This is a genomic window from Arthrobacter sp. TmtSoilC51 (assembly GCF_055388015.1).
Window position 1 is genome coordinate 1870031 of the sequence record NZ_AP035877.1, and the last position, 12648, is coordinate 1882678.

Below are 12648 nucleotides of genomic sequence, written 5' to 3' on the forward strand. Positions count from 1 at the left end.
AACAATCCTGCTAACTTAGAACTCGTGTCACACGTAAACAACATCGAGTCCCAGCACAACGATCCCGCCTTTGCCAACATCTGGCAGGAGCTCAAATGGCGCGGCCTGGTCCACGTTTCCACCGATGAAACGGAACTGGAAAAGCTGCTCGCCGGGGACCCGATCACGTATTACTGTGGCTTCGATCCCACTGCTCCGTCCCTCCACCTGGGTAACCTCGTGCAGCTGCTGCTGATGCGGCGCCTGCAGTTGGCGGGCCACAAGCCGCTCGGCCTGGTTGGGGGTTCCACGGGCCTGATCGGTGATCCGCGTCCGACGGCGGAGCGCACCTTGAACACCAAGGACACGGTGGCGGAGTGGGTCGGCTACCTCCAGGGCCAGGTGCGCCGTTTCCTCAGTTTCGAGGGCGAGAACGCGGCGCGCATGGTCAACAACCTGGACTGGACGGCGCCGCTGAGTGCCATCGACTTCCTCCGTGAGATCGGCAAGCACTTCCGGGTGGGCACCATGCTGCGCAAGGATGCAGTCGCCTCGCGTTTGAGCTCCGAAGAGGGCATCAGCTACACCGAGTTCAGCTACCAGATCCTGCAGGGCATGGACTACCTCCAACTGTTCCGTGACTACGGCTGTGCACTGCAGACCGGCGGCTCGGACCAGTGGGGCAACCTCACCAGCGGTACGGAACTGATCCGCAAGGTGGAAGGCAAGAGCGTCCACGCCCTTGGTACGCCGCTCATCACCAACTCTGACGGCACCAAGTTCGGCAAGAGCGAGGGCAACGCCATCTGGCTGGACCCCGAAATGTGCAGCCCGTACGCGTTCTACCAGTTCTGGCTGAACACGGCCGATGCTGACGTGGTGGACAGGCTCAAGGTCTTCACGTTCCTTTCGCGCGCAGAAATTGAAGAGCTTGGCCGGGCCGTAGCGGAGCGTCCCTTCGCGCGGGAAGGCCAGAAGAAGCTTGCGTTCGAGGTCACCTCCTTGGTGCATGGCATCGATGCAACCGAAAAGGTCATCGCCGCTTCGGCAGCACTTTTCGGAAACGGCGACCTCACCGTCCTGGACGAGCGCACCCTGGAAGCAGCGACGTCGGAACTTCCCTCCGCCAAGATCAGTGCCGAGGGTCTTGGGATCATCGACCTGTTGGTGGCCTCCGGTTTGTCCGACAGCAAGTCGGCAGCCCGCCGGACCGTCGGCGAGGGCGGCGCCTACGTGAACAACACCAAGGTGTCCGATCCCGAGGCTGTTATCGCCCAGGACGAACTGCTTCATGGCCGGTACCTGCTCCTTCGCCGGGGCAAGAAGAACCTGGCGACCATTGAGGTTTCGGCCTAGTTCGCCTGCTCAACGCACATACCTGAAAGGGCCGGCAACTGTTATGGTTGCCGGCCCTTTCTGCGTTTAAGCGTGCTTGTCCTGCCGTGCGGAGGCAGCGGTCATCCTCTGCGCGTTCGCTCGTTCCTCGCTTTGACGCGCGCTGCCGGGGGGAGTGTCGGAATAACGGTGGATCCGGGGTTGGCCTGACACGCCAAGCGTTGCTTGGCGGGGAGGACTGATCATGAGCGAGATCATGGGCCCCATGGCGACCGAGGTGGATCAGCAAGAGTTGGCGCAGCAGCTCCTGTCTCAGGCCAAGGAACAGGGGTTTGAGCTTGTTGGACCGGGAGGGCTGTTGAACAAACTGACCAAGAACGTCCTGGAGACCGCCCTGGAAGCGGAAATGGATGAGCATCTGGGATACGGCAAGCACGAAGTGGCAGGGCGGGGCAGCGGGAATTCACGCAACGGCACCCGTTCGAAGACAGTGCTGACGGAGATCGGGCCGGTGGAGATCGACGTGCCCCGGGATACCGGTTCCACGTTTGATCCCCAGACGGTGAAGAAGCGACAACGCCGTTTGACCGGTGTGGACGAGATCATCCTGTCATTGAGCGCTAAAGGACTCACGACCGGGGAAATCGCGGCCCACTTCGCTGACGTGTTCGGCGCAAGGGTTTCCAAGGACACCATCTCCAGGATCACCGAGAAGGTCGTTGGAGAAATGACCGAATGGCAGAACCGTCCTCTGGACAGGGTGTTCCCGGCGATGTTCATTGACGCTATCCACGTCAAAGTCCGCGACGGGCAAGTCACCAACCGGCCCATCTACGTGGCCATTGGTGTCACCGTCAATGGTGAACGTGACGTCCTTGGGTTGTGGGCCGGCGACGGCGGTGAAGGGGCGAAGTTCTGGCTCGCGGTGCTGACCGAGATCAAGAACCGGGGCGTCGAGGACGTGTGCATCACCGTTTGCGACGGGCTCAAAGGCCTGCCGGATGCGATCAATACCGTCTGGCCCCAGGCTGTAGTCCAGACCTGCATCGTGCATCTGGTCCGGAACACCTTCCGTTACGCCTCAAGGAAGTGCTGGACCGAAATGGCCCGGGACCTCCGCCCGATATACACCGCACCGTCCGAGACCGCGGCCAAAGAACGCCTCGGAGAGTTCGCCGGTAAATGGGGCAAGCAGTATCCGGCCATCATCCGGCTGTGGGAGAACGCCTGGAGCGAGTTCATCCCGTTCCTGGACTACGACGTGGAGATCCGTAAGGTCATCTGCAGCACAAACGCCATCGAATCCCTGAACGCACGATACCGGCGGGCAGTCAGAGCACGCGGACATTTCCCCACCATCCCCGCCGCCTTAAAATGCCTCTACCTGGCCACCCGGGCACTGGACCCCACCGGCCGGAGCAGAGCACGATGGATAGCACGATGGAAACCGGCACTGAATGCCTTCGCCATCACGTTCGAAGGCAGAATCACATAAACACCAACACCCGAATCCACCGTTAAACGGACACTCCCCTGCCGGGTGACCGCCGCCTTTGGTTTTTCTCTCACGTCCTGAGGCGTTTTGGGCGTTGCTCTCTCACGTAATCGTTGTTTTCGAGCATCGTTCTCTCACATGGCGACGGGTTTGGGGGGGTTGTTCTCTCACGTCGTGAGGTTTTCTGGTGGCGGGGTTGGGAACGTTCGACGGCGGTAGTTGGCGTTAGTGCCTGGCGGCCTGGGTCGTGGGGCTTGAGCCGTGTGACGGGCTTCACGGTAGTTGTTTTGGCGATTCCGGGCTGGTGCTAAGCCCTGGATGGGGGTGTTTGGCGTGTGTTTGCGGGGTTTTTGGGTGGTGTTGGGGTGGATTTGTGTGGGGGCTTGTGGGCGTGTAATGTCTTCTGAGTCGCCGCGAGTGAGACAGCTTGGAGCTGGAAGCCGTGGGGGCCGACCCCCTTTGATAACAGCCTGGAATATGGTGCGCTTTTGGGCGTGCGGGTAGCCGGGTGGGGCCGAGGATCGGATCGGGAATCGCGGGAACGCTGATTTGCCAGGATGCGGTTGTTCGGGTAAGTTTGAAAAGTTGCTCCGGAGCGATCCAGTGGCCCGTTTGGGTTGGTGGTGGTACAGCTTTGGAATAGTGACCTGTTGTTTGAGAACTCAATAGTGTGCCAAGTTTGTTGATGCCGATTGTTTTATTGATTGGTTGAAATTATGGCCGGATTGCTGCGCACCCCCGTGTGTGGTGGTCTGGTTTTCAGCTGGTTTCGAATTTTGTGCAGCCATGGTCCGTCGTTATTTCCGGTGGGTGTGGTTGTGTCTGTTTGATTTTTTTGTTTTCAACGGAGAGTTTGATCCTGGCTCAGGATGAACGCTGGCGGCGTGCTTAACACATGCAAGTCGAACGATGATCTCCAGCTTGCTGGGGGGATTAGTGGCGAACGGGTGAGTAACACGTGAGTAACCTGCCCTTGACTCTGGGATAAGCCTGGGAAACTGGGTCTAATACCGGATATGACTCCTCATCGCATGGTGGGGGGTGGAAAGCTTTTGTGGTTTTGGATGGACTCGCGGCCTATCAGCTTGTTGGTGGGGTAATGGCCTACCAAGGCGACGACGGGTAGCCGGCCTGAGAGGGTGACCGGCCACACTGGGACTGAGACACGGCCCAGACTCCTACGGGAGGCAGCAGTGGGGAATATTGCACAATGGGCGAAAGCCTGATGCAGCGACGCCGCGTGAGGGATGACGGCCTTCGGGTTGTAAACCTCTTTCAGTAGGGAAGAAGCGAAAGTGACGGTACCTGCAGAAGAAGCGCCGGCTAACTACGTGCCAGCAGCCGCGGTAATACGTAGGGCGCAAGCGTTATCCGGAATTATTGGGCGTAAAGAGCTCGTAGGCGGTTTGTCGCGTCTGCTGTGAAAGACCGGGGCTCAACTCCGGTTCTGCAGTGGGTACGGGCAGACTAGAGTGCAGTAGGGGAGACTGGAATTCCTGGTGTAGCGGTGAAATGCGCAGATATCAGGAGGAACACCGATGGCGAAGGCAGGTCTCTGGGCTGTAACTGACGCTGAGGAGCGAAAGCATGGGGAGCGAACAGGATTAGATACCCTGGTAGTCCATGCCGTAAACGTTGGGCACTAGGTGTGGGGGACATTCCACGTTTTCCGCGCCGTAGCTAACGCATTAAGTGCCCCGCCTGGGGAGTACGGCCGCAAGGCTAAAACTCAAAGGAATTGACGGGGGCCCGCACAAGCGGCGGAGCATGCGGATTAATTCGATGCAACGCGAAGAACCTTACCAAGGCTTGACATGAACCGGAAAGACCTGGAAACAGGTGCCCCGCTTGCGGTCGGTTTACAGGTGGTGCATGGTTGTCGTCAGCTCGTGTCGTGAGATGTTGGGTTAAGTCCCGCAACGAGCGCAACCCTCGTTCTATGTTGCCAGCGGTTCGGCCGGGGACTCATAGGAGACTGCCGGGGTCAACTCGGAGGAAGGTGGGGACGACGTCAAATCATCATGCCCCTTATGTCTTGGGCTTCACGCATGCTACAATGGCCGGTACAAAGGGTTGCGATACTGTGAGGTGGAGCTAATCCCAAAAAGCCGGTCTCAGTTCGGATTGGGGTCTGCAACTCGACCCCATGAAGTCGGAGTCGCTAGTAATCGCAGATCAGCAACGCTGCGGTGAATACGTTCCCGGGCCTTGTACACACCGCCCGTCAAGTCACGAAAGTTGGTAACACCCGAAGCCGGTGGCCTAACCCTTGTGGGGGGAGCCGTCGAAGGTGGGACCGGCGATTGGGACTAAGTCGTAACAAGGTAGCCGTACCGGAAGGTGCGGCTGGATCACCTCCTTTCTAAGGAGCTGCTAACAACTGCTGGTGTCCGTGTATGCGGGTGCGTGGTGGTTGTCAGTGTTGCCCATTGCGCAGGCGTCTGTTCTGCGGTGGGTGCTCATGGGTGGAATATCAACGAATCAAAGTTTTTTGGCATGGCCTTTACCGGTTGTGTCCTGGTGCCAGTACGGCAACGCCTTTTTCTGCTTTTGTGGTGGTGGGGTGTTGTCAGGAACGTGCCGGGGCGTGGATTGTGTGGGTTGTGTTTGGCGCACTGTTGGGTCCTGAGGCAACAGGACCTTTTGCAGCAATGCAGGGGGGCACAGTTCTGGTGTTTCTTCTTGTTCCTGCTTCCGGTATTGCCGGTCACTGTTATCAGCCCCGTGTTGTGGGTTGTGGTGTCCGGGGGTCTGGTTGATGGGGTTGTTGTTTGAGAACTACATAGTGGACGCGAGCATCTAGGACACACACACGTGTGTGTGTGTGTTCTTACAGCAATTTCTTATGAATGAACCTTGGGCCCAAGTGGCGCATGGTTCTCTCGAGTAAGTTTATTGATCTTGTGTGGTCAAGTTTTTAAGGGCACACGGTGGATGCCTTGGCATTAGGAGCCGAAGAAGGACGTAGGAATCTGCGATAAGCCTGGGGGAGTTGATAACCGAGCGTTGATCCCAGGATGTCCGAATGGGGAAACCCCGCACAACGCTGCAAGGTGATTGTGTGACCCGCATCTGAACACATAGGGTGCGTGGGGGGAACGCGGGGAAGTGAAACATCTCAGTACCCGCAGGAAGAGAAAACAAGAGTGATTCCGTTAGTAGTGGCGAGCGAACGCGGATCAGGCTAAACCGTTTCCATGTGTGATAGCCGGCGGGCGTTGCATGGGCGGGGTTGTGGGACTTTCCGTACTGGTTCTGCCGGACTGGTGGGGTGTGTAGTGCAGGCATAGGTGAACGGTCTTGAAAGGCCGGCCAGAGAGGGTGTGAGCCCCGTAACCGTAATGTTGTGTACCGCCTGGAGAGGATCCCAAGTAGCACGGGGCCCGAGAAATCCCGTGCGAATCTGTCAGGACCACCTGATAAGCCTAAATACTTCCTAATGACCGATAGCGGACCAGTACCGTGAGGGAAAGGTGAAAAGTACCCCGGGAGGGGAGTGAAACAGTACCTGAAACCGTGTGCTTACAATCCGTCGGAGCCAGTCTGATTCTGGTGACGGCGTGCCTTTTGAAGAATGAGCCTGCGAGTTAGTGTTACGTCGCGAGGTTAACCCGTGTGGGGTAGCCGTAGCGAAAGCGAGTCTGAACAGGGCGAGTGTAGTGGCGTGATCTAGACCCGAAGCGGAGTGATCTACCCATGGCCAGGTTGAAGCGACGGTAAGACGTCGTGGAGGACCGAACCCACTTCAGTTGAAAATGGAGGGGATGAGCTGTGGGTAGGGGTGAAAGGCCAATCAAACTCCGTGATAGCTGGTTCTCCCCGAAATGCATTTAGGTGCAGCGTTGCGTGTTTCTTGCCGGAGGTAGAGCTACTGGATGGCCGATGGGCCCTACAAGGTTACTGACGTCAGCCAAACTCCGAATGCCGGTAAGTGAGAGCGCAGCAGTGAGACTGTGGGGGATAAGCTTCATAGTCGAGAGGGAAACAGCCCAGACCACCAACTAAGGCCCCTAAGCGTGTGCTAAGTGGGAAAGGATGTGGAGTTGCGAAGACAACCAGGAGGTTGGCTTAGAAGCAGCCATCCTTGAAAGAGTGCGTAATAGCTCACTGGTCAAGTGATTCCGCGCCGACAATGTAGCGGGGCTCAAGTACACCGCCGAAGTTGTGGATTTCACACATTGCCCTAGCCTTCGTGGTTCAGGGGTGTGGAGTGGTAGGGGAGCGTCGTGTGGGCAGTGAAGTCGCGGTGGAAACCAGCGGTGGAGCCTACACGAGTGAGAATGCAGGCATGAGTAGCGAAAGACGGGTGAGAAACCCGTCCGCCGAATGATCAAGGGTTCCAGGGTCAAGCTAATCTGCCCTGGGTAAGTCGGGACCTAAGGCGAGGCCGACAGGCGTAGTCGATGGACAACGGGTTGATATTCCCGTACCGGCGAAAAACCGCCCATGCCAAGCGGGGGATACTAACCGCCCGGAGCCTGCCCTATCACCCTTGTGGTGTGTGGGTTTTGGCCGAGCGCGGGACCTGATCCCGGGAGGTAAGCGTATTAACAGGTGTGACGCAGGAAGGTAGCCGGGCCGGGCGATGGTTGCCCCGGTCCAAGGATGTAGGGTCAGGGATAGGCAAATCCGTTCCTGTGTGTTTCGAGCACGATCCTGAGATCTGATGGGACTCCCGTAAGGGGGGATCCGGTGATCCTATGCTGCCAAGAAAAGCATCGACGCGAGGTTTTAGCCGCCCGTACCCCAAACCGACACAGGTGATCAGGTAGAGAATACCAAGGCGATCGAGAGAATTATGGTTAAGGAACTCGGCAAAATGCCCCCGTAACTTCGGGAGAAGGGGGGCCTGCCCCGTGATACAGACTTGCTCTGTGGAGCGGGTGTGGGCCGCAGAGACCAGGGGGAAGCGACTGTTTACTAAAAACACAGGTCCGTGCGAAGTCGCAAGACGATGTATACGGACTGACTCCTGCCCGGTGCTGGAAGGTTAAGAGGACCGGTTAGCCACCTTGTGTGGCGAAGCTGAGAATTTAAGCCCCAGTAAACGGCGGTGGTAACTATAACCATCCTAAGGTAGCGAAATTCCTTGTCGGGTAAGTTCCGACCTGCACGAATGGAGTAACGACTTCCCCGCTGTCTCAACCATAAACTCGGCGAAATTGCAGTACGAGTAAAGATGCTCGTTACGCGCAGCAGGACGGAAAGACCCCGAGACCTTTACTATAGTTTGGTATTGGTGTTCGGAGTGGCTTGTGTAGGATAGGTGGGAGACGTTGAAACCCGGACGCCAGTTCGGGTGGAGTCATCGTTGAAATACCACTCTGGTCACTTTGGACATCTAACTTCGGCCCGTGATCCGGGTCAGGGACAGTGCCTGATGGGTAGTTTAACTGGGGCGGTTGCCTCCTAAAAAGTAACGGAGGCGCCCAAAGGTTCCCTCAGCCTGGTTGGCAATCAGGTGTCGAGTGTAAGTGCACAAGGGAGCTTGACTGTGAGAGAGACATCTCAAGCAGGGACGAAAGTCGGGACTAGTGATCCGGCGGTACATTGTGGAATGGCCGTCGCTCAACGGATAAAAGGTACCTCGGGGATAACAGGCTGATCTTGCCCAAGAGTCCATATCGACGGCATGGTTTGGCACCTCGATGTCGGCTCGTCGCATCCTGGGGCTGGAGTAGGTCCCAAGGGTTGGGCTGTTCGCCCATTAAAGCGGTACGCGAGCTGGGTTTAGAACGTCGTGAGACAGTTCGGTCCCTATCCGCTGCGCGCGCAGGAAATTTGAGAAGGGCTGTCCTTAGTACGAGAGGACCGGGACGGACGAACCTCTGGTGTGTCAGTTGTACTGCCAAGTGCACCGCTGATTAGCTACGTTCGGATGGGATAACCGCTGAAAGCATCTAAGCGGGAAGCTCGCTTCAAGATGAGATTTCCATACACAATTTGTGTGAGAGGCCCCCAGCCAGACCACTGGGTTGATAGGCCGGATGTGGAAGCGAGGACCAAAGACTCGTGAAGCTGACCGGTACTAATAGGCCAACAACTTACACCACACACAAACACTGCACGCGTCCACTATGTGGTTCCCGAACAACAACACCGTTGCTCACAGGAACAAACACAACTAAATAACAACACCACAATGTTGTAACCACAAAACTTCCCACCCCCACCGGACCACAACCGGCCAAGCGGGGGGACGGGTAACAAGGTTACGGCGGTCATAGCGTGGGGGAAACGCCCGGTCCCATTCCGAACCCGGAAGCTAAGACCCACAGCGCCGATGGTACTGCACCCGGGAGGGTGTGGGAGAGTAGGACACCGCCGGACACACATTAGGTAGAGACCCCCCAACCCACACCAGGTCGGGGGGTCTCCCACATTTAAACCAGGCAAGCCCCGACCCTCACGGCCGGGGCTTGCCCCATTTAACCCACCAAACAACGCAGCGCCAACAAGGCTGTGAGACGTGCCACGGAACACCTCTGCGGGTGCCCAGCCGTTCGGTGCCTGAGGCGCCGTCGCCTAGAATTGCATAAGACATACGAGTCGGCAGCGCAGTGTTGCAGGCGGCGTGACAACGAAATAAGGGTTATGAGCGACTACGCACGCGCCAGTGGTCGGCTCGCAACAGGAGGAATCCACCATGGCTGAGCACAACGGCGGCAATCGCGACGGCAACCGCGGGAACTCTGGCGGGAATCGCGGCGATCGCGGGTCTTTCCGCCCCAACAACAACTCCGGTGGGGATCCGCGGGGATTCCGTTCCAGGGAGAATCGCGACGGCAAGGAGCAAGGCCGTTCATTCGGTGGCGATCGTGATCGCAAGCCCTTCGGTGACCGTGGTGATCGTCCGGCCCGTGATGGCGAGCGTCGCCCGTTCAACAGTGACCGTGGCGAGCGTAAGCCCTTTGGTGACCGTCCTGAGCGGGCCGGCGAGCGTCGTTCCTTCGGTGGCGATCGTGACCGTAAGCCTTTCGGTGACCGTGGTGATCGTCCGGCCCGTGATGGCGAGCGTCGCCCGTTCAACAGTGACCGTGGCGAGCGTAAGCCGTTCGGTGACCGTCCTGAGCGCGGCCCGCGGAACTTCGATGGTCCGCGCCGTGACGGCGAAGAGCGTCGCCCGTTCAACAGCGACCGTGGCGAGCGTAAGCCCTTTGGTGATCGTCCGGCCCGCGATGGTGAACGTCGTTCCTTCGGTGGCGATCGTGACCGTAAGCCTTTCGGTGACCGTGGTGATCGTCCGGCCCGCGATGGCGAGCGTCGCCCGTTCAACAGCGACCGTGGCGAGCGTAAGCCGTTCGGTGACCGTCCGGCCCGTGATGGCGAGCGTCGTTCCTTCGGTGGCGACCGCGGCGAGCGTAAGCCCTTTGGTGGCCGTCCTGAGCGCGGTCCTCGGAACTTCGATGGTCCGCGCCGTGACGGCGAAGAACGTCGTCCGTACAGCAGTGACCGTGGCGAGCGTAAGCCCTTTGGTGACCGTCCTGAGCGCGGCGGCGAGCGTCGTTCCTTCGGTGGCGACCGTGGCGATCGAGCCGGCTCCTGGGAAGAGCGTCCGGCCCGGGTTCCCAACGCCAAGGACATCCGCAGCGCCAACCGCCCTGACCGCGAACGCTCTCCCGAGATCGATGAGGACGTCACAGGTAAGGAACTTGACCGCGCCACGGGGCATCAGATCAAGACCCTGGAAGAGCAGAGCGCAGGCTGGGTTGCAAAGCACCTGGTCATGGCTGGCCGCCTGATCGACGTCGAGCCCGAGCTGGCTTTCCAGCACGCGCTTGCTGCCAGCCGTAGGGGTGGCCGGCTGTCGGCTGTTCGGGAAGCTGTTGGCCTGACGGCTTATGCTGCTGGCCATTATGGCGAGGCTCTGCGGGAATTCCGTACGTACCGCCGCATCAGCGGATCCAACGTTCATCTGCCCGTCATGGCGGACTGTGAGCGTGGCCTTGGCCGCCCTGACCGTGCTCTGGACATGGTCCGGTCCCCTGAAGCGCAGGACCTGGACGCGCCGGGCAAGGTAGAGCTGGCGATCGTGGCTTCGGGCGCCCGGGCGGACCTCAACCAGCTTGATGCTGCTGTTGCCGAACTTGAGATCCCGCAGCTGGACATCAACCGGGCATTCTCTTACAGCCCCCGCCTGTTCCGTGCTTATGCTGAAGCACTGACGGCTGTGGGTCGGACTGAGGAAGCCGAAAAGTGGGCTCGTCAGGCACTGGTAGCCGAGAATGCCCTGGGTGTTGGCGACTTCGCCGAACCGGAAATTCTTGACCTCGGCTGGGACGAGCAGGAAGAAGCAGCAGCTGCACGGAAGCCGCGCTTCGAGAAGCGCGGTGAGGATTCCGACGTCGTGAGGCCGGAAAGCGAATCGGTGATCGCCGAGGCGGCTGCTGCAGATGCCGAACACGACGACGTTGACATTGACGATGCCGAGTCGGATTACTTCGAGTCGGACGACGCTGAGTCGGACATTGATTCAGCCGACGAAGCCGATGAAACGGACGAAGCCGACGAAGCAGAAGAGGCTGACGAAACCGTAACCCACACGGAACCCACCCAGGAACAGGGCACTGACTCCCAGCATGGCTGATTCACTCGTTTCGTATTTTGACGCCGTTCTTTCCGATCTTGACGGCGTCGTCTATGCAGGTCCCCATGCTATTCCCGGGGCTGTGGAGTCGCTGAAGCGGCTGGAAACAGTCGGCGTCGGGTTGGGATATGTGACGAACAACGCCTCGCGTACCCCCGCCCAGGTTGCCGCGCATTTGCGGGAACTCGGCGCGCCTGCGGAGGACCACCAGGTGGTCAGCTCTTCGCAGGCCGCGGGGGAGTTGCTTGCTTCCATGCTGCCTGCCGGGTCTCACGTCCTCATCACGGGCAGTGCGGCGTTGGCCCACGAGATCGAACTCGTGGGCCTCAAGCCCGTGCATAGTGCTGCGGAGTCGCCGGTGGCTGTTGTCCAGGGCTTCAACCCGGAGATCGGTTGGAAGGACCTCGCTGAGGCCTCCTATGTTGTTGCCGGTGGCGCCCAATGGTTCGCGACCAACACGGATATGTCCATCCCGCAGGCGCGCGGTATGGCTCCTGGTAACGGCACGCTAGTTGCCGCCGTGGCGGCCGCTACAGGCAAGACGCCGCTGGTGGCCGGTAAACCCGAAGCGCCGTTGTTCCACGCTGCTGCCAAGCGGTTGAAGTCTGATCGCCCGCTGGTGGTGGGGGACCGCTTGGACACGGACATCCTGGGCGGAAACCGGGCTGGATTTGCGACGGCGGCAGTGCTCACCGGGGTGGATACCACACTGACGATTTTGGCTGCGCGGACGGAAGAGCGCCCCGACTACTTGTTGGCGGACTTGGGTGACCTTTACGCTCCCTACCCGGAAATCGTCAGCGACGCCGGCACCTACCGTTGCGGTGCAGCATCAGCCATTGCCGAGGACGGCAAGGTCACGCTCACGGGGCACAAGGATGACCTCGACGCGTGGCGGGCGGCGTGTGCGGCATGGTGGGCTGCGGTTCCGGACACCGCTGTGGCCCAAGCGCCGCAGCTGGAATGGCGAACTCACTAGACTGGTGCGATGACCGAGCCCAACAATCTGCCCGAAGCTGAGGCTGAACGGCCTGCTGTCCACTGGCCGGAGGCTCTGGATCCCACCGGCGATGCCCCTGTGGACCGTGCCCTGAGCTTGCTGGAAGGGGTTCAGGGTGCTCCGGTGGCAGACCATGCGGGGCTGTATTCAGCTCTTCATGACTCTCTCCTGGAGGCGCTGGATGCTGAGCCTGGCCTGCCGCCGGCTGCGGACCGGCATGCCAGTCCTACCCGCCCGGAAGGCGACGAATAG

6 protein-coding genes and 3 rRNA genes are annotated in these 12648 nt (G+C 59.5%); 8 read left to right on the forward strand and 1 reads right to left on the reverse strand.

All coding sequences use genetic code 11. The annotated features are described in order from the left end of the window. The first annotated feature begins 24 nt into the window (after positions 1–24). The 5 genes from tyrS to rrf all read left to right on the forward strand — a co-directional run bounded on the left by tyrS (position 25) and on the right by rrf (position 9139). Positions 25–1335, forward strand: a complete 1311-nt coding sequence (gene tyrS, locus ACZ5G6_RS08540; RefSeq protein ID WP_498690754.1) for a tyrosine--tRNA ligase — start codon at positions 25–27, stop codon at positions 1333–1335. A 235-nt stretch (positions 1336–1570) separates the two neighbouring features. Continuing rightward, on the forward strand, positions 1571–2809 hold the full coding sequence (locus ACZ5G6_RS08545) for an IS256 family transposase (RefSeq protein ID WP_498691724.1): 1239 nt from the start codon (positions 1571–1573) through the stop codon (positions 2807–2809). An 841-nt stretch (positions 2810–3650) separates the two neighbouring features. After that, a 16S ribosomal RNA gene (locus tag ACZ5G6_RS08550) occupies positions 3651–5171 on the forward strand. A gap of 545 nt (positions 5172–5716) precedes the next feature. Then, positions 5717–8862, forward strand: a 23S ribosomal RNA gene (locus ACZ5G6_RS08555). 160 nt (positions 8863–9022) lie between these two features. Continuing rightward, positions 9023–9139 (forward strand): 5S ribosomal RNA (gene rrf / locus ACZ5G6_RS08560). The 16S, 23S and 5S rRNA genes sit together here, the layout of an rRNA operon. A 472-nt stretch (positions 9140–9611) precedes the next feature. Here the strand turns inward: rrf and ACZ5G6_RS08565 are convergent. Next, on the reverse strand, positions 9612–10583 hold the full coding sequence (locus ACZ5G6_RS08565; RefSeq protein ID WP_498690756.1) for a hypothetical protein: 972 nt from the start codon (positions 10581–10583) through the stop codon (positions 9612–9614). On the opposite strand from ACZ5G6_RS08565, the gene ACZ5G6_RS08570 reads away from it, so the two are divergent. From ACZ5G6_RS08570 to ACZ5G6_RS08580, 3 genes are read left to right on the forward strand one after another with little or no spacing between them, the layout of a single operon-like run. Beyond that, positions 10536–11396, forward strand: coding sequence for a hypothetical protein (locus ACZ5G6_RS08570; protein ID WP_498690758.1), 861 nt, complete (start codon positions 10536–10538; stop codon positions 11394–11396). The genes ACZ5G6_RS08565 and ACZ5G6_RS08570 overlap by 48 nt on opposite strands. After that, positions 11389–12375 carry an HAD-IIA family hydrolase gene (locus tag ACZ5G6_RS08575; protein ID WP_498690760.1) on the forward strand — a complete coding sequence of 329 codons (987 nt, stop codon included), beginning with the start codon at positions 11389–11391 and terminating at the stop codon, positions 12373–12375. The genes ACZ5G6_RS08570 and ACZ5G6_RS08575 overlap by 8 nt, the downstream gene beginning before the upstream one ends. Before the next feature lie 9 nt (positions 12376–12384). Continuing rightward, entirely contained in the window at positions 12385–12648 is a 264-nt protein-coding gene (locus ACZ5G6_RS08580) for a hypothetical protein (RefSeq protein WP_223936631.1), read from the forward strand.